19 protein-coding genes and 1 tRNA gene are annotated in these 19,271 nt (G+C 69.2%); 6 read left to right on the top strand and 14 right to left on the bottom strand.

Translation table 11 applies throughout. The features are described from left to right. Positions 1 to 30: 30 nt before the first annotated feature. Together ACFZDL_RS22530 and ACFZDL_RS22525 are read right to left on the bottom strand one after the other, a co-directional pair. Positions 31 to 372 carry a hypothetical protein gene (locus tag ACFZDL_RS22530; protein ID WP_353593705.1) on the bottom strand — a complete coding sequence of 114 codons (342 nt, stop codon included), beginning with the start codon at positions 370 to 372 and terminating at the stop codon, positions 31 to 33. A gap of 178 nt (positions 373 to 550) precedes the next feature. Then, on the bottom strand, positions 551 to 820 hold the full coding sequence (locus ACFZDL_RS22525) for a hypothetical protein (RefSeq protein ID WP_089512914.1): 270 nt from the start codon (positions 818 to 820) through the stop codon (positions 551 to 553). Positions 821 to 981: 161 nt separating this feature from the next. On the opposite strand from ACFZDL_RS22525, the gene ACFZDL_RS22520 reads away from it, so the two are divergent. Beyond that, positions 982 to 2,001: a helix-turn-helix transcriptional regulator gene (locus ACFZDL_RS22520; RefSeq protein WP_353593704.1), complete on the top strand. Its 1,020-nt coding sequence runs from the start codon at positions 982 to 984 to the stop codon at positions 1,999 to 2,001. Positions 2,002 to 2,021: 20 nt separating this feature from the next. On the opposite strand, the gene ACFZDL_RS22515 is transcribed toward ACFZDL_RS22520, so the two are convergent. Then, complete coding sequence (locus ACFZDL_RS22515) at positions 2,022 to 2,870, bottom strand: ABC transporter permease (protein ID WP_353593703.1); 849 nt, start codon at positions 2,868 to 2,870, stop codon at positions 2,022 to 2,024. Further along, on the bottom strand, positions 2,867 to 3,859 hold the full coding sequence (locus ACFZDL_RS22510) for an ATP-binding cassette domain-containing protein (RefSeq protein ID WP_353593702.1): 993 nt from the start codon (positions 3,857 to 3,859) through the stop codon (positions 2,867 to 2,869). The genes ACFZDL_RS22515 and ACFZDL_RS22510 overlap by 4 nt, the downstream gene beginning before the upstream one ends. Positions 3,860 to 4,127: 268 nt before the next feature. Between ACFZDL_RS22510 and ACFZDL_RS22505 the strand changes: the two genes are divergently transcribed. Further along, positions 4,128 to 6,368 (top strand): MMPL family transporter, encoded by a 2,241-nt coding sequence (locus ACFZDL_RS22505; RefSeq protein WP_353593701.1) that lies wholly within the window; start codon positions 4,128 to 4,130, stop codon positions 6,366 to 6,368. A 178-nt stretch (positions 6,369 to 6,546) separates the two neighbouring features. Next, positions 6,547 to 7,554, top strand: coding sequence for a 2,3-diaminopropionate biosynthesis protein SbnB (sbnB, locus tag ACFZDL_RS22500; RefSeq protein ID WP_353593700.1), 1,008 nt, complete (start codon positions 6,547 to 6,549; stop codon positions 7,552 to 7,554). Positions 7,555 to 7,588: 34 nt separating this feature from the next. Here sbnB and ACFZDL_RS22495 read toward each other — a convergent pair whose 3' ends face one another. Together ACFZDL_RS22495 and ACFZDL_RS22490 are read right to left on the bottom strand one after the other, a co-directional pair. Further along, the gene (locus tag ACFZDL_RS22495) at positions 7,589 to 8,284 is read right to left on the bottom strand and encodes a response regulator (RefSeq protein WP_353593699.1); all 696 of its coding nucleotides are present in this window, start codon (positions 8,282 to 8,284) and stop codon (positions 7,589 to 7,591) included. Continuing rightward, on the bottom strand, positions 8,281 to 9,990 hold the full coding sequence (locus tag ACFZDL_RS22490; protein ID WP_353593734.1) for a sensor histidine kinase: 1,710 nt from the start codon (positions 9,988 to 9,990) through the stop codon (positions 8,281 to 8,283). Before ACFZDL_RS22490 ends, ACFZDL_RS22495 begins: the two co-directional genes overlap by 4 nt. A gap of 226 nt (positions 9,991 to 10,216) precedes the next feature. On the opposite strand from ACFZDL_RS22490, the gene ACFZDL_RS22485 reads away from it, so the two are divergent. From ACFZDL_RS22485 to ACFZDL_RS22475, 3 genes are read left to right on the top strand one after another with little or no spacing between them, the layout of a single operon-like run. Next, positions 10,217 to 11,029 (top strand): ABC transporter ATP-binding protein, encoded by an 813-nt coding sequence (locus tag ACFZDL_RS22485; protein WP_353593698.1) that lies wholly within the window; start codon positions 10,217 to 10,219, stop codon positions 11,027 to 11,029. Continuing rightward, the gene (locus ACFZDL_RS22480; RefSeq protein ID WP_353593697.1) at positions 11,022 to 11,906 is read left to right on the top strand and encodes an ABC transporter permease; all 885 of its coding nucleotides are present in this window, start codon (positions 11,022 to 11,024) and stop codon (positions 11,904 to 11,906) included. Before ACFZDL_RS22485 ends, ACFZDL_RS22480 begins: the two co-directional genes overlap by 8 nt. 52 nt (positions 11,907 to 11,958) lie before the next feature. Further along, a complete protein-coding gene (locus ACFZDL_RS22475; protein ID WP_353593696.1) occupies positions 11,959 to 12,987 on the top strand; it encodes an ABC transporter substrate-binding protein in 1,029 nt (342 codons plus the stop codon). Between the two features lie 58 nt (positions 12,988 to 13,045). Here the strand turns inward: ACFZDL_RS22475 and ACFZDL_RS22470 are convergent, their stop codons facing one another. The 8 genes from ACFZDL_RS22470 to ehuB form a co-directional block, all read right to left on the bottom strand. Then, positions 13,046 to 13,633, bottom strand: coding sequence for a Uma2 family endonuclease (locus ACFZDL_RS22470; RefSeq protein ID WP_353593695.1), 588 nt, complete (start codon positions 13,631 to 13,633; stop codon positions 13,046 to 13,048). Positions 13,634 to 13,745: 112 nt separating this feature from the next. Next, a complete protein-coding gene (locus tag ACFZDL_RS22465; RefSeq protein WP_353593694.1) occupies positions 13,746 to 14,708 on the bottom strand; it encodes an RNA ligase family protein in 963 nt (320 codons plus the stop codon). A gap of 195 nt (positions 14,709 to 14,903) precedes the next feature. Continuing rightward, positions 14,904 to 14,977, bottom strand: a tRNA-Lys gene (locus ACFZDL_RS22460). A 70-nt stretch (positions 14,978 to 15,047) separates the two neighbouring features. Then, complete coding sequence (locus ACFZDL_RS22455) at positions 15,048 to 15,809, bottom strand: IclR family transcriptional regulator C-terminal domain-containing protein (protein WP_353593693.1); 762 nt, start codon at positions 15,807 to 15,809, stop codon at positions 15,048 to 15,050. Positions 15,810 to 16,073: 264 nt separating this feature from the next. Next, positions 16,074 to 16,844, bottom strand: coding sequence for an ectoine/hydroxyectoine ABC transporter ATP-binding protein EhuA (ehuA, locus tag ACFZDL_RS22450; RefSeq protein WP_353593733.1), 771 nt, complete (start codon positions 16,842 to 16,844; stop codon positions 16,074 to 16,076). Positions 16,845 to 16,866: 22 nt separating this feature from the next. Further along, positions 16,867 to 17,517 (bottom strand): ectoine/hydroxyectoine ABC transporter permease subunit EhuD, encoded by a 651-nt coding sequence (ehuD, locus tag ACFZDL_RS22445; RefSeq protein WP_353593692.1) that lies wholly within the window; start codon positions 17,515 to 17,517, stop codon positions 16,867 to 16,869. Then, the gene (gene ehuC / locus ACFZDL_RS22440) at positions 17,514 to 18,266 is read right to left on the bottom strand and encodes an ectoine/hydroxyectoine ABC transporter permease subunit EhuC (RefSeq protein ID WP_353593691.1); all 753 of its coding nucleotides are present in this window, start codon (positions 18,264 to 18,266) and stop codon (positions 17,514 to 17,516) included. The genes ehuD and ehuC overlap by 4 nt, the downstream gene beginning before the upstream one ends. Next, positions 18,263 to 19,177 (bottom strand): ectoine/hydroxyectoine ABC transporter substrate-binding protein EhuB, encoded by a 915-nt coding sequence (gene ehuB / locus ACFZDL_RS22435; RefSeq protein ID WP_353593690.1) that lies wholly within the window; start codon positions 19,175 to 19,177, stop codon positions 18,263 to 18,265. The genes ehuC and ehuB overlap by 4 nt, the downstream gene beginning before the upstream one ends. Positions 19,178 to 19,271: the final 94 nt, after the last annotated feature.

Below are 19,271 nucleotides of genomic sequence, written 5' to 3'. Positions count from 1 at the left end.
TCCCCCTGATCGCCGTATCCGTCCCGCTACTCAGTCCCAGCCCACGTCGCCCGCGTTGTCGGTCTGGGGCTTGCGGTCCCAGCCGACGTCGGGCTTGCCGGCGCCCGGGCTGTCCCAGCCGACGTCCGGGGCGCCGGCCGCCACGTTGTCCCAGCCCACGCCGGGGCCGTGGGCGGGCGCCAGGTCCCAGCCGACCTCGGGGGAGGCGAGGACTTTGTCCCAGCCGACCTCCGGTCCGAACGCGGAGGCTCTGTCCCAGCCGACGCCGCCCGCGGCCCCCGCCGCGGTCGGCGAGGTGGCGAGAATTACGGCTCCGAAAGCGAGCGAGATGAACGCATTCATGCGGGCGGAGGAGTTGTTGAGGGCAGACATGAGTATTCCCTTTTCTCTGGGGATTCGTTACTCTCGAGTTTCGGAACCGGGAATTCCAGAATGGTTTGAATTCCCGTCCGGTGTTATGAGTCTGTACCGCCGTAGACCCGGTGTCATGTGTTTACGCTGTCAGGGTCCTGCGATGGCCGGAGAATGCCAGGGATTATTTGGGATCTCCCTAGACTTCGCCTCGACGGCCTTCCCATTCCCAGCCCCGGAGTTCATCCTGGGCGAGCAGACGGTCCACGATACGGACGGCGGTGGCCTCAGCTCGTTCCGCGGAAGTGGCACACAGAAAGAGGACGGTGCCGGCGCCCTCCAGATCGGTCTCGGCATAGACGTGCTCGAGACCGTCCTCCGGCTCGGCGGCGGCGTACACCAGAGCTCGTAGCTGCCCTGCGTCGACGATCGTACGGCCGCGCAGCATGCGTCCCATGACGATGTACATGGCCACCTCTCACGGTTCGATGCCGGACTGCCGAAGGACAGGTGAATTAATCAACTACCGCGCGGTCGGACCCCGTTCGTGCCGTAACATGCAGTGATCGGGACGTAGGGGTGGGTTTCGATCACGCGCGGGGGCGCGCGGGGGGACGAGGGAGTACACACGTGCTGGAGATCCTCGGTGTCAGTTCCGCGGCCGAGAGCGTCTACCGAGCGATGTTGGGCCGGCCAGAACTGGGCATATCGGGCCTGGCCGGACAACTCGGCTGGAGTGAAGAGCAGGTCAGGAGCGCCCTGGACGAACTGGCCGGGCTCTCCTTGGTGCGCGAGTCCGATCAGCGGCCCGGCGGGCTCTTATTGATCAATCCCGAGATCAGCCTGGTGTCTCTGCTGGCGCGCCAGGAGGTCGAACTGACCCAGCGGCAGCAGGAGATCACCTCCGGCCGGCTCGCGATCAGCAAGATCGTCGCCGAGTACGTCGACTCCGTCCAGAACAAGCGCCGGGTGGACGTCGAGGAGCTGAACGGCATCGACATGGTCCGGGTCCGGCTCGAGGAGCTGGCCCATGACTGCGCCTCCGAGATCATGGAATTCACCACCGGCGGGGGGCAGTCGGCCGAGTCCCGGCAGGCCAGCAGGCCGATCGACCAGGCGCTCCTGGAGCGCGGCGTACGGATGCGCTGCGTCTACCTGGAGAGCGTGATCAACCACCCGCAGACCGTGTCCTACCTGGACTGGCTGACCGGGCTCGGCTGCCAGGTCCGGGTGGTCCCCTCGCTGCCGCTGCGCATGGTCATCTTCGACCGTCAGGCGGCCGTCGTGCCCAGCAACCCCGACGACACCGCCGTCGGGGCGCTGCTGCTGCGCGGCACCGGGCTGGTCTCCGCCCTGTGCGCCCTGTTCGAACACATCTGGGAAGAGGCCCCGCCGTTCGGCTCCACGCGGCGGCGCGACGAGGACACCGGGCTCACCAGCCAGGCCCGCGCCGTGCTGAGCCTGCTGGCCCAGGGCCACACCGACGAGGTGGTGGCCCGCAAGATGGGCATCTCGGTGCGGACCGCCCGCCGGATCACCGCGGAACTGATGACCCAGCTCGGCGCCCGCAGCCGCTTCCAGGCCGGTGTGATCGCCGGCGAGCGGGGCTGGCTGCAGGGCAGCGCGTACGGGGCCTCGGAACCGGACTGACCGGCGAGCGGCCGCCATCGTCAGCGCACGGCGGCCGTGCGGAAGGTCCGCAGGGCCACCGGGATCAGTACGGCGATCAGCGCACCCACCGTGATGACCGAGACCAGCACCGGATGCTCCATCGGCAGGCTCCCGCCCGAAGAGGCGGGGGCGTTGCCCCACAGCACCCGGCAGGCCTCGGACACCGAGCTGACCGGATTCCACTCCACCGCCGTGCGCAGCCAGCCGGGCAGCCCGGACAGCGGCATGAAGGAGTTGGACATGAACGAGAGGATGACCAGGGCCAGGGCCGAGATGCCGTTGATGGCCTCCATGTTGCGCAGCACCATCCCCAGCAGCGCGCCCAGCCACAGCATCGCGTACGCGAAGGCCAGCAGCAGCGCGAAGCCGCCCGCGACGGACAGCGGCCCCGCGTCGGTGCGCCAGCCCACCAGCAGACCGATCCCGCCCACCGCGACCATGCTGATCGCCACCGGGACGAGATCCGCCGCGGTGTGGCTGACCAGCACCGACGACCGGGCCATCGGCAGTGAGCGGAACCGGTCGATCAGGCCCTTGCCCAGGTCCGAGGCCACCCCCAGCGCGGTGATGCCGATGCAGGTGAGCCCGATCTGGGCGAAGACCCCGGCCATGACGTAGTCGTGGTACTCGACCCCGCCGTTGTCCTTGATCGTGATGACGCTGGCGAACAGATAGCCCAGGATCACCACCATGGCCACCGGGGTCAGGGCCACCGCGATCAGCTTCTCGGGTGTTCTGCGCAGATGCCGCAGATGGCGGCCGGTCAGGGCCAGTACGTCTCCGACCGCCGCGAACCGGCCCCCGGCCTGCCCGGCAGCGAGCTCCGCCGGTCCCGTCACGCCGCTCATGACCCGTCCTCCGCCGTGGTTGTGGGGTTCTCACCAGAGGAGTTCCCACCCGGCTTGCTCTCCCCGGTGAGGTGGAAGAACACGTCGTCGAGCGAGGGGCGGCGCAGCGCGAAGTCGACGACATCGGCCCCGCAGCCCTCCAGCGCCGCCGCGGCGGCCGCGATGGAGCCCATCCTGTCCGCCAGTTGGACGGAAATCCGGTGACCCGTCTCGTCCACGGTGGGACTGGCGACGGCCACCGGACCCAGCGCGGCCAGCGCGGCGGGCAGGTCCTCGGCGGTGGCCACGGCCACCTCCAGCCACTCCTCGCCGACCTTCTGCTTGAGCTCGTCCGGAGTGCCCTCGGCCAGGGTGCGGCCGGCGGCGAAGACCATGATCCGGTCGGCCAGGAAGTCTGCCTCCTCCAGGTACTGCGTGGTCAGCAGCACGGTCACCCCCTGGGCGACCTGCTCCCGCACCATCTGCCACAGCACCATCCGGCTGGCCGGGTCGAGCCCGGTCGTCGGCTCGTCGAGGAACAGCACCGTCGGCGAGGCGATCAGACAGGCCGCCAGGTCCAGCCGGCGCCGCATCCCGCCCGAGTACGTGCGCACCGGACGGTCGGCCGCCCCGGTGAGCTCGAACGCCGTCAGCAGCTCCTCGGCCCGCTGTCTGGCCCGGCGCCGGCCAAGACGCAGCAGGGTGCCCAGCAGGGCCAGGTTCTCCCGGCCGGTCAGCAGCTCGTCGACCGCGGCGTACTGGCCCGCCAGGCCGATCCTGCGGCGCACCTCGCGCTGTTCGCGTACGACGTCGAAGCCCGCGACCCGGGCGCTGCCGGAGTCCGGTTCCAGCAGCGTGGCCAGCATGCGGATGGTGGTGGTCTTGCCCGCGCCGTTGTGCCCGAGCAGTCCGAGCACGGTTCCGGCCCGTACTTCGAGATCCACTCCGGCGAGCGCCTGGTGATTTCCATAGCGCTTTCCAAGATTCTCTGCCGCGATGGCGATATCCACGAATCCCCCTCTCCCAGCTTTCCCTTTCGATGGAAATCCGAATTCCCTTCGAAACATGGGAGTTCGGGTATCAAGCTGCTGGGAAATGTAGCAGCGGAATCGCACGCCTGGTGCCCGATATGTCCGGATTCGGGTGGCAGTACTCTGCAGGCGCAGCTTGCTGCAAGCTCCACGGGCTCCATGGCCTCCGCACAGCGCCTAGCGTTTTGGTTAATCCCCCACGGCCTCCGCGGCTACGGGGCAAACGCCGCTGACCGCAGGAGAGGTAATGGCACGTCATCGAAATTTCGCCGCCGCGCTCGGTGACTGGAGCGCCCGCCATCGGAAGACAGCCGTCTTCGGCTGGCTGATCCTGGTCGTCCTGGTCACCGTCGTGGGCGGCGCCGCAGGACAGAAGACCCTGACCAACGCCGACTACGGGACCGGGGACTCCGGCCGGGCCGAGCGTATCCTCCAGGACGCCGATCTGGCGCCGCTCGCCGCGGAGCTGGTCCTGGTCCACAGCGATCGACTCACCGCCGACGACGCCCAGTTCAAGAGCGCCGTCACCGCCACGGTGTCCGCGCTCAAGGGAACCGGGCTGGTCACGAACCTGCACGACCCGAACACCACGCATGTGGTCTCGCAGGACAAGCACTCGGCCCTCATCCAGTACGACGTCAAGGGCGACCCGGACACCGCGGCCGACCGCATCCAGCCCGTCATCGACGCCGTTGAGAAGACCGACAAGGCCCATGAAGCGGTGACGCTCGGCCAGTACGGCGCCGCCACCGGCCTCAAGGGCATCAACGACAGCCTCGGCGAGGACTTCGCACGGGCCGAGATGACCGCGCTCCCGGTCGCCCTCGGCATCCTGCTGGTCGTCTTCGGCGCCTTCGTGGCCGCCGTGCTGCCGGTGCTGCTCGCCGCCACCGCCTGCGTCGGCGCCATGGGCCTGCTGGCCCTGACCAGCCAGGTGGTGCCGGTCGACGGCATGACCAGCTCCGTGATGTTCCTCATGGGCCTGGCCGTCGGCGTCGACTACTGCCTGTTCTATCTGCGCCGGGAGCGGGAGGAGCGGGCCGCCGGGCGGGACAGGGAATCCGCCCTGCACATCGCCGCCGCCACCTCCGGGCACTCGGTGCTGATCTCCGGCATCACCGTGGTGGTCGCCATGGCCGGCATGTTCCTGTCCGGGCTGACCGTGTTCAAGGGCTTCGCCTTCGCCACCATCGAGGTCGTCCTGATCGCGGTCATCGGCTCCATGACCGTACTGCCCGCCATGATGGCGATGCTCGGCGACCGGGTCGAGAAGGGCCGCGTCCCCTTCATCGCCCGCCGCCGCCAGGCCCGCGCCGCGGCCGCCGCGGCCGTCGGCGGCCGCCGCACCAACGCCCTGCTGCGCGGGGTGCTCGCCCGGCCCGGTGTGTTCGCCGTCCTGGGCGCCGCGCTGCTGCTCGCCCTGGCCGCGCCGGCCCTGGGCATGAAGACCGAGAAGCTGGGCACCGACAAGCTGCTGCCCGCCGACAACCCGATGGTGTCCGTTTCGACCCGGATCGGAAAGGAGTTCCCCGGCGCCCCGGCCCCGGCCGGAGTGGTGATCAAGTCCAAGGACATCGACTCCCCGCAGGTCACCCAGGCCATCGCCGACTTCAAGAAGGCGGCGCTCGCCTCCGGACAGACCGGCAGGCAGATCGACGTCACGGTGCACGCCAAGCAGAACATCGCCGAGATCAGCGTCCCGCTGATCGGCAACGGCACCGACGCCACCTCCAAGAAGGCCCTCAAGGAACTGCGCGACACCCTGATCCCCGACACCCTCGGCAAGGTCTCGGACACCACCGCGCTCGTCCGCGGCGACCTGGCCTTCTCCGAGGACTACAACGACCAGCTCAAGTCCAGCATCGTCCCGGTCTTCGCCTTCGTGATGGGCGTGACCTTCCTCCTGATGCTGGTGTCCTTCCGGTCCCCGGTCATCGCGCTGACCTCGATCGTCCTGAACCTGCTGTCGGTGGGTGCCGCGTACGGCGTGATGACCGCCGTCTTCCAGCACGGCTGGGGCGCCTCCCTGGTCGGCACCGAGGCGCCGGGCGCCCTGGAGTCCTGGATGCCGCTGTTCGTCTTCGTGGTGCTCTTCGGACTCTCGATGGACTACCACGTGTTCGTGGTCTCCCGGATCCGTGAGGCCTACGACCGCGGCGCCACCACCCGGGACGCCATCGCCCACGGCATTCGCTCCACCGCCGGGGTGGTCACCAGCGCCGGTCTGATCATGGTCGCCGTGTTCGCGGTCTTCGGCACCCTGGCCATGCAGGACTTCAAGCAGCTGGGCGTGGGCCTGGCGGTGGCCGTCCTGCTCGACGCCACGGTCGTCCGGGCGATCCTGCTGCCCTCCGTGATGGCCCTGCTGGGCCGGGCGAACTGGGCCGCACCCGGCTTCCTCCGCAAGTCCCGCCCCGCCGGGGCCGACCACAGCGGTCCGAGCCATGTGGCGGCGCGGGGGACCCAGGGCGTGCCTGTCACACACTGAGCCACACCCTGCGCGACAGTGACATCGACACATTCGCCACGAGGAAACGTACTGAGGTAACGACAGCGGGCGGGGCCGGCGACACGCCGACCCCGCCCGCCCCCCACGGAGAAACCCGACGCAGCGCAACCATCAGCCCGCTCAACGACCAGCCCGCTCAATGACCGGAAGGACACCCGTGTTCGAGTTCAGCGTGATCGGCGGCAAGACGGCCCGCGACATCATCGGCCGCAGCCGCCGGGAGATCGTGCGGGAGGTGAAGGAAACCTATCTGACCCACGGCGACGGCGACTCCGTCAACCCGGACAGCTACTTCCTGCGCTTCCCCGAGAAGCCGGACAGCCGGATCATCGCGCTCCCCGCCTACCTGGGCGGCAAGCACGACGTCGCCGGCATCAAATGGATCGGCAGCTTCCCCGGCAACATCCAGAACGGCATCCCGCGCGCCTCCGCCGCCCTGCTGCTCAATGACTACGCCACCGGCTACCCCTTCGCCCTCCTGGAGGCCTCCCAGATCAGCGCGGCCCGCACCGCGGCCTCCGCCGTCCTCGCCGCCGAGCAGCTGACCGGCGGCCGCACCGCCCGCCGGCTGGCCGTGATCGGCGCGGGCATCATCGCCCGCAACATCCTGGAGTTCTTCGCCGCCCAGGAGTGGGACATCGAAACCCTGGTCGTCCACGACCAGCACCCCGAGTACGGCCAGGCCCTCGCCGGATACGCCACCGACACCCTCAACTACCGCGCCGAGACCACCGACGACCTGCGCACCGCGCTGGACGTGGCCGACGTCATCGTCTTCGCCACCACCGCCGGCGAGCCCTACGTCCTCGACCCGCGCGCCTTCGCCCCCGGCCAGGTGGTCCTCAACATCTCGCTGCGCGACATCGGCCCCGAGATCATCCACGACGCCTACAACATCGTCGACGACGTCGACCACTGCCTCAAGGCCAACACCTCCCCGCACCTGGCCGAGCAGAAATACGGCAACCGCGACTTCGTCACCGGCACCCTCGCCCAGCACATCCGCGGCGAGATCACCACGGGCCAGGACAAGCCCGTGATCTTCTCCCCCTTCGGCCTCGGCGTCCTCGACCTCGCGGTCGGCGCCCACGTCTACCGCGTCGCGACCGAGGCGGGGGAGGCCATCGCCATCGACGACTTCTTCGGCGAGACCACCCGCTGGTAACCCGCCCCCGCTTTTCGGCCCACCGGCCGCCCCGTCAGCTCACCGCCACCCACGAGTAGCGGTGCTCGGGGCGGCCGGTGTCGCCGTATTTGAGGGTGAGGCTGATGCGGCCCGCGTGTTCCAGGTACTTGAGATAGCGCTGGGCGGTGGAGCGGCTGATGCCGGTGCGCTCGGCGACCTCATGCGCGGACAGCGGGTGGTCGGCCTGGTCCAGGGCGCGGCGGATGAGGTCGACGGTCGGCGCGGAGTGGCCCTTGGGGAGGGCGGAGCGGGCGGTCGCGTCGGCGGTCCGGAACGCGCCGAAGATACGGTCCACCCGCTCCTGGCCGGTCTCACCGCGCCCGCCGACACCCTCGAGCGTATGGCGCAGCGTCATATAGCCCTCGAGCTTGGCCCGCAGCCCGGCGAAGTTGAACGGCTTGACCAGGTACTGCAGCGCGCCGTACCGCATGGCGGCCTGGACGGTGGCGACGTCGCAGGCCGCCGTCACCATGATCACATCCGCGTGGTGGCCGAGCTGCCGCATCCGGCGGACGAGGGTCAGCCCGGTCTCGTCGGGCAGGTAGTGGTCGAGCAGGACGAGATCGACGTGGGTGCGCTCCAGTGTGGCCAGGGCCTGCGCGGCGGTATGGGCGCGGGCGGCGACCCGGAAGCCAGGCACCTGGGCCACATACGCGGAGTTGATCTCGGCGACGTGGAAGTCGTCGTCCACGACGAGGACGTCGATCATCGTGACTCTCCCGCTGTGGTGAGCTGCTGGATGGGAATGGTGTCCTCGCGGACGTTGCCGTCGTCGCCCACGACGACGGCCGGCCCCGGGTCCGGGGCAGGCGCTCCGTCCAGGTCGAGCGCCTCGGGGAGGATGACGGTGAACACCGCGCCCCCGCCCGCCCGGGCGGTGACCCGGGCCATCCCGCCGTACCGCTCGGCGAGCCGCCGCACCAGGGCCAGACCGATGCCCCGCCCGCGCGGTGAGGGCGCAGGGGCGTCCTGCTTGGTGGACCAGCCCTCGGCGAAGATCTGTTCGCGCATCTCGGGCGGCACCCCCGGGCCGTTGTCGCTGACGCGCAGTACGGCGGTGGTGCCCTCGGCGCGCAGCTCGACCTCGATGAACGGGTCGGGGCGTGGCCGCGCGGCCACGGCGTCCAGCGCGTTGTCGATCAGATTGCCGAGCACGGTCACCAGGTCGCGCGGGTCGACCACCCGCTCGGACAGCAGCGTCTGGGGTGAGACGCGCAGCGCCACCCCGCGCTCCGCCACGATGGCGGCCTTCCCGACGAGCAGCGCCGAGAGCAGCGGGTCGCGCACCCGCTCGGAGATCTGCTCGGCGGAGGCCCGGTGGGTGTTGGTGAGGCCGGAGATGAATTCCGCCGCCCGCTGGTACAGCCCCAGTTCCAGCAGCCCGAGCAGGGTGTGCAGCCGGTTGGCGTGCTCGTGGCCCTGGGCGCGCAGCGCGTCCAGCAGCCCGCGGGTGGAGTCCAGCTCCCGGCCCAGCAGCTCGAGTTCCGTACGGTCGCGCAGCGTGGCCACCGCACCGCCGTCCTTGGTCGGCATGCGGTTGGCCACCAGGACCCGGCCACCGCTGACGGTCAGCAGATCGGCCCCGTCGGCCCGCCCGGCCAGCACCTCCGTGGTACGGCCCGGGGGCAGCGCCTCCTCCAGGGTGCGGCCGGTGGCGTCCGCGCCGACGCCGAGCAGCCGCCGCGCCTCGTCGTTGATCAGCCGTATCCGGCCCTCCCGGTCGAAGGCGACGACGCCCTCGCGGATGCCGTGCAGCATCGCCTCGCGCTCGTCGAGCAGCGCCGAGATATCGGCGAACGCGACCCCGTGCGTCCGGCGGTGCAGTCTGCGCGAGACGACGATCGCGGCCAGCACGCCGACACCGAGCGCCAGGCCGGCGTACAGCAGCAGCCGGGGGAGAGTGGCGAGCAGCTGGTCATGGACGCTGCCGTAGCCGATGCCGACGGAGACCGCGCCGACGATCTTCCCGTCGGCGGTGCGCAGCGGCACCTTGGCGCGGGCCGAGCGGCCCAGCGTGCCGACGTCGATCTGCATGACCTGCTGCCCGGAGAGCGCCGCCTCCGGATCGGTCGAGACATGTCCTCCGATGCGCTCGGTGTTGGTGTGCGACCAGCGCACACCGCGCCGGTCGAGCACCACGACGTACAGCGCCCCGGTGGCCCGGCGAATCCGCTCCGCCGCCTGCTGCACCGGCCCGTGCGCGCTGGGCTCGGTGGTCAGCAGATCCTCGGCGAGGCCGGGGTCGGCGGCGGTGGCCTGGGCGATGGAGAGCGCCTTGTGCATCGCCTGATCGTCGATCTCGGAACTGAGCGGGGCGAGGAAAAGCCCGGTGGCGAGCACCATCACCCCGGCGGTGAGGGTCAGCTGCACGGCCAGCACCTGGGCGGAGACGCGTCTGGGCCAGCGGATGCGCATCTCGGTCACCCCCGTCTCCAGGTCCTCCGCGTATGCGGTAGGAGCTATTCCGTTTACGTCGCTGCAATCGCACGGTAAGGGCGCTCTGTGCTGGTTGCCCAGGGTCCGTAGCGGATTCGTTGCCGTAGCGCGAGCTAAACGAGCAGAACGGGGTTTGTGCTCACAAGAACGCGTTGTGCCCAGAAGGCTGCCGGTGTGGCCCGCGCCACTCCTAGCCTCCTCGGCCATGAGCAGACAAACGAGCCCTGCCATCGAGTTGCGGGGCGCTAGCAAGGTGTTCCGGACTCCGTCCGGGGGCCTCCACACCGCCGTCAGGGATCTGGACCTGACCGTCGGGCGGGGCGAGTTCGTCGCCGTGGTCGGCCCCACCGGATGCGGGAAGTCCACGACCCTGACGCTGGTCAGCGGCCTGGAGGAGCCCACGGAAGGCGAGGTGCTGGTGACCGGTGAGCCGGTCCGCGGCATCGGGTCCAAGGTCGGCTTCGTCTTCCAGCAGGACGCCGTCTTCCCCTGGCGCAGCGTGCTGTCCAACGTGATGGCCGGACCCCGCTTCCGCGGCGTCCCCAAGGCCGAGGCCAGGGAACGGGCGCGCGAGTGGCTCGCCCGGGTCGGGCTCGCGTCCTTCGAGGACCGCTACCCGCACCAGCTGTCCGGCGGCCAGCGCAAGCGCGTCGCGCTCGCGGCCACCTTCGTCAACGACCCCGAGATCCTGCTCATGGACGAGCCGTTCTCGGCCCTCGACGTCCAGACCCGGGCGCTGATGTCCGACGAACTGCTCGAGCTGTGGTCCGGGACCGGCGCCTCCGTCGTCTTCGTCACCCACGACCTGGAGGAGTCCATCGCCCTCGCCGACAAGGTCGTGGTCATGACCGCAGGCCCGGCCACCGTCAAGGAAGTGTTCGAGATCGATCTGCCACGGCCCCGCAAGGTCGAGTCGGTGCGGCTGGAGCCCCGGTTCATCGAGATCTACCGCGAAATCTGGTCCTCGCTCGGCGAAGAGGTGCGGATCACCCGTGAGAGAGGAGCCTCCCATGCCTGAGGCCACGGCTGCCGCGCCCACCCCCGTCACCCACGGGATCGGCAAGAACCCCGGCACGGACCGTACGACGGCCAGAGCACGGGCCGCCCGCAAACGCGCGATCCTCGTCCAGAGCACCCGCGCGCTGGTGCTCATCGCGGTCATCGGACTGTGGGAATGGCTCGCCCGGACCTCCGTCATCGACCCGTTCAACTTCTCGATGCCCTCGAAGATCTGGGACCAGCTGAAGGACTGGATCCTGCACGGCACCGCGCAGGGCCCGCTGTGGGAACAGGTCTGGACAACGCTCCAGGAAGCGCTCATCGGATGGGCCATCGGCGTGGCCGCGGGCGTCATCCTGGGCATCGGACTCGGCCGCGCCCCCTTCCTCGCCGACGTACTCGGCCCCTACATCAAGGTGCTCAACGCCCTGCCCCGGATCGTCCTCGCCCCGATCTTCCTCATCTGGTTCGGCCTCGGACCGGCCTCGAAGATCGCCTCGGCGGTCGTGCTGGTCTTCTTCCCCGTCTTCTTCAACGCCTTCCAGGGCGCACGGGAGGTCGACCGCAACCTGGTGGCCAACTCCCGCATCCTCGGCGCGAGCAACCGCCAGGTCACCCTGCAGGTCGTGATCCCCGCCGCCACCTCGTGGATCTTCACCAGCCTCCATGTCAGCTTCGGCTTCGCACTGATCGGCGCGATCGTCGGCGAGTACATCGGCGCCACCAAGGGGATCGGGCTGCTCGTCGCGACCTCGCAGTCCACCTTCAACGCGGCCGGGGTGTACGCGGCGATGGTCATCCTCGCCGTGGTGGCCCTGCTGGCCGAGGGCCTGCTCACCTTCCTCGAGCGGCGGCTGTTCCGCTGGAAGCCGGCCCAGCCGGGCACCGACCACTGACGCGACCTCCTCCCCTCCCCTCTGAATTCCTCTTCTCTTCCAAGGACATGACATGCGCAGCTACGCCAAGATCTCCGCGGCGGCGGTCGCCGCGGCGCTCTCCCTGACCACCCTCACCGCATGCGGCAGCGACTCCGGCGGGGACGGCAAGGACGGCAAGGTCAAGATCATGGTCGGTGGCCTGGACAAGGTCATCTACCTGCCCGCGATGCTCACCCAGCGGCTCGGCTACTTCAAGGACGAAGGCCTCGACGTCCAGCTCCTCACCGAGCCCGCCGGCGTCCAGGCCGAGACCTCACTGGTCTCCGGCGAGGTGCAGGGCGCGGTCGGCTTCTACGACCACACCCTGGACCTCCAGGTCAAGGGCAAGCAGGTGGAGTCGGTCGTGCAGTTCTCCCACGCGCCCGGCGAGGTCGAGATCGTCTCCAACAAGGCGGCGGGCGAGATCACCTCGCCCAAGGACTTCAAGGGCAAGAAGCTCGGCGTCACCGGCCTCGGCTCATCCACCGACTTCCTCACCAAGTACCTGGCCGTGAACAGCGGCGTGCAGACCAGCGAATTCACCCCGGTCGCGGTCGGCGCGGGCCAGACGTTCATCGCGGCCCTGAAGCAGGGCTCGATCCAGGGCGGCATGACCACCGACCCCACCGTCGCGCAGATCATGGACCAGAAGCTCGGCAAGATCCTCCTTGACATGCGCACCCCCGAGGGCTCCAAGGCCGCTCTCGGCGGTCCGTACCCCTCCTCCAGCCTCTACATGAACACGTCCTGGGTGAACAGCCACAAGGACACCGTCCAGAAGCTGGCCAACGCCTTCGTGAAGACCCTCAAGTGGATGTCCACCCACACCCCCGAGGAAATCGCCGCCAAGATGCCGGCCGACTACGCCCAGGGCGGCAAGGCGCTCTACGCCCAGGCGATCAAGTCCACCCTGCCCATGTTCACCAAGGACGGCGTCATGCCGGCGGACGGCCCGGCGACGGTCGAGCGCGTCCTGAAGTCCTTCAACCCGAACCTGAAGAACGCCAAGGTCGACCTGGACAAGACCTACACCACGGAGTTCGTGAAGAAGGCGGGCTGAGCCCGGGCCCCGGCCGGTCGGACAGCCGACCGGCCGGGACGTCCCTTGTGGGAGCGGTTCAACGCACGTAGTTCTTCAGGACATCCGTGTCGAGCGTGATGCCGACCGGCTCGGGGAGCGTGACCTGTTCCCCGAAGCCCGCCTGGTGGATGTCGCGGTAGCGACCACTCTCCGGGTCGGGGTTGGTGTGCACGATGACCTCGCAGGCGTCACGGTCCACGAGGAGGTAGACGGGGATGCCAGCAGCCGCGTAGCCCGCTGGCTTCTCGATGCGGTCCCGGCGGTCGGTGTCCCCGTCGTGCGACGTGACCTCGACGGTCATGAGGACCCCATCCGGGTCGGACCATTCACCGTCTCCCGCGAAGCGCCCGTCCGGCGCCAGGACCCCGTCCGGGCGGGCGCGTCCCTTGCGGTACGTCTCGACCTTCAGGCCACGTTCCCCGGCGTAGAGCCAGAGGTCGGGACGGTGCTGCATGCAGCGCTTCTGCAGCCACTTGACGATTTCGTCGTGATCCCCGTCCGGCACGCACTTCTCCTCGATCCGCCCGTTGATGAACTCCAACGTGACGGTTTCGGGCGCGGCGGAGGCGATCTCCTCGAACTCCTCCACCAGCATGTGTGATGTGCGCTCGGTCATAACCGTCATGTTGCACCCCTTTCCTGGTGGAAGCCAGTGTTTCCGGATGTATGCACGACGGGGGCCCGTTCCGTGGTGGATCACTCCTGTGAGTGATTGTTCGATATCACGTGGTGACGTCTCACGTGGACCGGACCCTCTGGCGGTCCGCGGCGTCGAACACCGCCAGGGACCGTGCCCCGGGCCGGACGGCCTGGTCCAAGCAGCGCAGGAGCGAGTCCTCCAGTCCCCCCACCGCTTCGGCGATCTCCTCCGCGACGTCCCGTGTGATTTCTTCCGCCACGTCGTCCACCGAAGCGCGAGGCCCGAGCTTGCTCACCGCGGCAGCCGCACGGGCTGGGGTCAGGAGCGCCGAGGCCTGGACCAGAAGCCAGGCGGGAACCCCGGCCGCACCCTGCGGCGGTGCCAGATAGGGGCGTGAGCCGTCGAAGCGCTCGTCCTCGGCGAAGGCATTCTGCTTCACCTTGGCCATCGGACGCCCGCGAGCGCCCGAAGGGCCCGACTCCCACCATTCCCCACCCGGCTTGAGGACATAGCCCTCGGCGAGGTTGTCGGCCAGCTCGGGAAGGCCGAAGAGAGCAGGCACCCTGGTGGGAAAGGCGCAGGGCAGGTCCTGGAGCCTGTTCAGCGGGCCCTGGCCGAGAGCGGGTACGCAGGTGAGCTCGGCGGCAGCGGCGGCATCGCGCAGCGCGCGGTCGGAGATCCAGCAGCGGCCTTCCGCGGTGTCGACCGAGGCGTCGAACAGCAGCCAGTGCAGGCCCGGCGCGTACCACACACCGGTCTGCACCGGCTCGACGCCGGGAGCAGCGGGAACATCCGGGTGTGGATAGCACCCGCCGGCCAGTTCCCCGTAGACCGTCACCACCGCGGCAGCACCCCACGCACCCCGCAGCACCGAGGCCAAGCGGGCCGCCGCCACCGACAGTGCCGGCCAGACCCTGCTGACGCCGAAGAAACCGTCCAGCCCGTCATCGCCCAGCAGCTCACGCCGCTTCGCCGGACGGACACCCGTGCCCTCACAGACCACCGCGAAGTGCGCCCCGTGCACCTTCTCCGCCGCGATCCATTCCCGCACCCCGGGCATGCCGGGCCGCCCTCTCGACGAGATTTTGGGATACGGCCTCAGCGCGGAGCCTTCAGACGCGATGTCGGACATAAACGGGGATCATCGCCGTGCCCCAAGCCTGAGGCAACAGAGATTCGCCACCATGGCCGTAAACGAGACTGGGGTTTCTCGGAGAACCGAGAAACCCCAGGTCAGTGACTCTAAGAGCCAAGGTGCGCCGCCAGGGACTCGAACCCCGGACCCGCTGATTAAGAGTCAGCTGCTCTAACCAACTGAGCTAGCGGCGCCTGCTGACGTGGTAAATACTACCTGGCCCCAAGGGGTGCTCCTGACCATCCGGTCCTCGCTCCCCGGCCCTCAGATCGTGAGGGACAGCAGCACCGGAGCCGCTTCCCGGTTCAGGGTGTACGCGGCCTGGCGCAGGCGGTGGGCATGTTCCAGGGGGAGGGAGAGGGCCAGGCAGCCGGCGGCGCGGCCGGCGGTTATGGGGACGGCGGCGCAGACGGTGCCGACGGCGTATTCCTGCAGGTCGAGGACGGGGACCGTGGCGGGTTGGCTCTCCAGTTTGCGGAAGAGGACCTTTTCGTTGGTGGTGGTGCGGGAGGTGAACCGCACGGTCTTGTGGCGGGAGAAGTGGTCGCGGCGGCCGTCGTGGTCGAGCTGGGTCAGCAGGCATTTGCCGGCGGCCATGGCGTGGGCCGCGGAGCGGAAGTCGACCCACTCGTTGACCTTGGGGGTGCGGGGGCTGTCGGCGTACTGGGTGATCCGGACCTCGCCGTCGATATAGCGGCTGAGGTAGATCGCCGCGCCGACCGAGTCGCGCAGGGCGGCGAGTGACTTCTGGAGCTTGTGCTCGACCGCGGTCTGGCGGTCGGGGCCGGAGGAGCCCAGGAGGGACAGGGAGGCGCCGGCGACATAGGCGCCGTCCGCGACCTGCTCCACATAGCCCTCGCGGCGCAGCATCCGCAGCAACTGGGTGAGGTGGGCCGGCGGCAGGCCGGTTTCGCGGGCGATGCCGGCGTCGGTCACGCCGTCCGTGTGGTGGGAGACGACTTCGAGGACCCGGAGGGCGTGCCGTACCGAGTGGAACGGCGCGGTCGACTCGGGCTTGAGCGCCACGGTTTCCCCCCTAGCAGGTTGTGACCGCTTGCGTCGGCGCCGTCGCCGCAGGTCATGGCCATGGGATTACCCACGGCAGCGTCGGCGCGGCGCGGCTTCGTACCACGATAGCCGCCAAGCGGGCGATTTTGTGTGGGTGTTGAGCATATTGATGGAGTGCGGCGGGCCGCTCAGCAGCGGCGCATCACTCTGGCATATGCCATAGGCATGCTCTGCGGGGAGCGGGCCGAGGGTGGCTCCCCCGGCCCGCCGCCACCGCGTCCGTCAGAGCACCGCGCTCAGAAACTCGCGGGTACGCTCGTGCTCCGGCTCGGTGAAGATCTTCTCCGGCGGCCCGGACTCGATCACCCGGCCCGAGTCGAACATCAGCACATCGTCGGAGATGTCCCGGGCGAAGTTCATCTCGTGGGTGACGCACAGCATCGTGATGTCCGTCGTGTGAGCGATATCACGCAGTACATCCAGCACCCCGGCCACCAGCTCCGGGTCGAGCGCCGAGGTCACCTCGTCCAGCAGCATCACCTGCGGCCGCATCGCCAGCGCCCGCGCGATCGCCACCCGCTGCTGCTGTCCGCCCGACAACTGCGTCGGGTAGGCGTCGCACTTGTCGCCGAGCCCGACCAGGTCCAGCAGCTCGCGGGCACGAGCCTCGGCCTCGTCCTTGCTGAGGCCCAGGACGTGCACCGGGGCCTCGGTGATGTTCCGCAGCACCCGCATGTTCGGGAAGAGGTTGAACTGCTGGAAGACCATCCCGATCTTCTTGCGCACCTCGCGGGTGTGCTTCTCGCCCGCCTCGACCAGCTTTCCGCCGCGGTCCTCATGGGTGAGGTAGTCACCGTCGACCTTGATCGTGCCCTGGTCCGGCTTGATCAGCGTCATCAGCAGCCGCAGGATCGTGGTCTTGCCGGACCCGGAGGGGCCGATGAGGGTCACGTGCTTCCCGGAGGACACCGAGAAGTCGAGGTCGTCGAGGACCGTGTTGTCGCCGAAGCGCTTGGTCACCCGGTCGAAGCGGATCAGTTCGCTGCCGTCCACGGCAGGGTTGGTGCGTTCGGTTTCAGTGGCCAAGGCGACGCTCCAGAGCTCGCATGAGAAGGGATGCCGGGTAGGCGATGAGGATGAAGGCGATGCCGACCATCGTGTAGGGCTCGATGTACTCGAAGGACGTGGCGCCGTGCGCCCGCGCCTTCTGCAGCATGTCGACGACCCCGATGAGGGCGAGCATCGGCGAGTCCTTCAGCATCGCGATCACGTAGTTGCCGAGGGCCGGCACCACGCGGCGGATCGCCTGCGGCAGGATCACCGCGATCCAGGTGCGGCCGCGCGAGAGGCTGAGCGCGGTGGCCGCCTCCCACTGACCCCTGGGCACCCCGTCGATGCCGGCCCGGTACACCTCGGCGGTGTACGTCGAGTAGTGCAGGCCGAGCGCGATCACCCCGGTGGTCAGCGCCGAGAACTTGATGTCCCAGGTCGGCAGCACGTAGTAGAAGAAGAACAGCTGGACCAGCAGCGGGGTGTTGCGGATGAACTCCACCACCGCGGCCACCGGCCAGCGCACGAAGCGCGTGGGCGAGCGGAAGGCCAGCGCCCACACCAGGCCCAGGGCGAAGGAGAGCACCGAGCCCAGGGCGGTCGCCTCGAGGGTGATCAGCAGCCCGTCGCCCAGCTCGGGGAGGAAGTCCTTGGCGACGTCCCAGTTCCAGTTCACTTGGGGCCTCCCGCCGTGATCAGGTTGGAGGACTGCTCGGTCTCCTGGGCGGCGGACAGCTTCCGGGTCACCAGCGGGCCCTTCCGCCGCCGGTCCGGCGCCTGCCCGATGCCCGCCTTGGCCCGCCGCTCCAGCAGCCGCATCAGCCGGGTGAGGACGAAGGCCAGCACGAAGTAGAGGACGAGGATGATCGAGTAGATCTCCAGGCTGTCACCGGTCGCCAGCCGCGAGAGCTGGGCGGCGAAGGTGATGTCCGCGACGCTCACCGCGGAGACCAGTGCCGTCGCCTTCAGCAGCTCGATCAGAAGGTTGTTGAACGGCGGGATCATCTCGGGGATCGCCTGCGGCAGGATCACCCGCCGCATCCGCTGCGCGGGCGTGAAGCTGAGCGCGATCGCCGCCTCGCGCTGCGCCGGGGCCACGGCGGCGAGCGCGCCGCGCACGATCTCGGAGCCGTACGCGCCGTACGTCAGGCCCAGGGCAAGCACCGCCGCCCACATCGGCAACAGCTGGAACTGGAACCCCAGCGGCATCACGAAGAACAGCCAGAACATCAGCACCAGGGCCGAGGTGCCGCGGAAGACCTCGACGTAGAAGCCCGTGAGGAAGCGGACGATCCACAGCCTGGAGGTACGGGCCATGCCGACGCCGAAGGCGACGACGGTGGCGAAGAGCGCGCTGTAGAGGGTGAGCTGAATGGTGATCCAGATCCCCGGAAGGAGCCATTTCTCCCACAGTCCGGTCGTCATCGGCACAGCTCCTTGGCGGTCAGATCCGTCATCTCGGCCTTGGTGAAGCCGAACGGCCGCACGATCCGCAGGAGTTCGCCGCTCTTCTTCATCTTGTGCAGCTCGACGTTGAAGGCGTCCCGGAGCTTGGTCTCCTCGGGGCGGAAGGCGAAACCGCCCGCGCCGATGTCGGGCTTGCCGTCGAGCAGCGCCTGGAACGGCTCGGTCGACTCGACCCGGCGGCCCCCGCTCTGCCGGATCACATTGCGCACCGTCACCGCCGTACCCGCGAAGGCGTCCGCGCGGCCCTGTTCGACCGCCAGCAGCCCGGCCAGCTGGTCGGGGAGCACCATGATGTCGCTCTCCTTGACCCCGGCGTTGACCGCGTAGCCGATCTGGGCGTACGCGGAGCCGCTGGCGAGCTTCGCACCCGTCTTGACGATGTCCTTGTAGGTGTGGAGGTTCTTCGGGTTGCCCTTGCGCACGATGAACGCGTCACGGACGCGGTAGTCGGGATCCGAGAAGATCACCTGTTGGCAGCGGTCCGGATTGATGTACATACCGGCGGAGACCACGTCGAACTGCTGCGAGCGCAGCCCTGGTATGAGCGACGCGAACTCGGTCGGAACCGGCTGGACGCGGGGCACCCCCAGCCGTTTGAAGATCACCTTCGCGATTTCCGGCGCCTCGCCGGTGAACTCGCCGTTCTTGTCGATGTAGCCGAACGGGATCTCACCCGCGATGCCCAGCCGTACCGTCCCCTGCGACCGCAGGCGTTCCAGCAGGTTACCCCCGTCCTTGGAATCGGCGCTGGACACCCGGCTGCAGGCCGTGGCGCCCAGCAGACCCATGGCCGCCCCGCCCGCCAGAAGCGCGCGGCGGTTCAGCCGTCTTCCGCTGATGTCCTTGTGTGTCCGTCGTGGTGGAGCCATGGGCGCGCGGCTACCCGACCCCACGGAAAATATGCAGATCCTTTTCGGCCCTTGACGCTTGGCCCGGATGGGTAGGCGCTCCCGGCAACAGGTC

It is taken from the genome of Streptomyces sp. NPDC007917 (assembly GCF_042959105.1).
Classification (GTDB): Bacteria; Actinomycetota; Actinomycetes; order Streptomycetales; family Streptomycetaceae; genus Streptomyces.
Note: the sequence above shows the minus strand (reverse complement) of the source record. Positions and strands in the feature narration are given on the sequence as shown.

Excerpts from the sequence above, each read along its gene's own strand:
- ACFZDL_RS22530 (WP_353593705.1), bottom strand. The coding sequence starts at position 372 with ATGTCTGCCCTCAACAACTCCTCCGCCCGCATGAATGCGTTCATCTCG.
- ACFZDL_RS22525 (WP_089512914.1), bottom strand. The coding sequence starts at position 820 with ATGTACATCGTCATGGGACGCATGCTGCGCGGCCGTACGATCGTCGAC.
- ACFZDL_RS22515 (WP_353593703.1), bottom strand. The coding sequence starts at position 2,870 with ATGAGCGGCGTGACGGGACCGGCGGAGCTCGCTGCCGGGCAGGCCGGG.
- ACFZDL_RS22505 (WP_353593701.1), top strand. The coding sequence starts at position 4,128 with ATGGCACGTCATCGAAATTTCGCCGCCGCGCTCGGTGACTGGAGCGCC.
- ACFZDL_RS22495 (WP_353593699.1), bottom strand. The coding sequence starts at position 8,284 with ATGATCGACGTCCTCGTCGTGGACGACGACTTCCACGTCGCCGAGATC.
- ACFZDL_RS22490 (WP_353593734.1), bottom strand. The coding sequence starts at position 9,990 with ATGCGCATCCGCTGGCCCAGACGCGTCTCCGCCCAGGTGCTGGCCGTG.
- ACFZDL_RS22485 (WP_353593698.1), top strand. The coding sequence starts at position 10,217 with ATGAGCAGACAAACGAGCCCTGCCATCGAGTTGCGGGGCGCTAGCAAG.
- ACFZDL_RS22480 (WP_353593697.1), top strand. The coding sequence starts at position 11,022 with ATGCCTGAGGCCACGGCTGCCGCGCCCACCCCCGTCACCCACGGGATC.
- ACFZDL_RS22475 (WP_353593696.1), top strand. The coding sequence starts at position 11,959 with ATGCGCAGCTACGCCAAGATCTCCGCGGCGGCGGTCGCCGCGGCGCTC.
- ACFZDL_RS22470 (WP_353593695.1), bottom strand. The coding sequence starts at position 13,633 with ATGACGGTTATGACCGAGCGCACATCACACATGCTGGTGGAGGAGTTC.
- ACFZDL_RS22465 (WP_353593694.1), bottom strand. The coding sequence starts at position 14,708 with ATGCCCGGGGTGCGGGAATGGATCGCGGCGGAGAAGGTGCACGGGGCG.
- ehuC (WP_353593691.1), bottom strand. The coding sequence starts at position 18,266 with ATGACGACCGGACTGTGGGAGAAATGGCTCCTTCCGGGGATCTGGATC.
- ehuB (WP_353593690.1), bottom strand. The coding sequence starts at position 19,177 with ATGGCTCCACCACGACGGACACACAAGGACATCAGCGGAAGACGGCTG.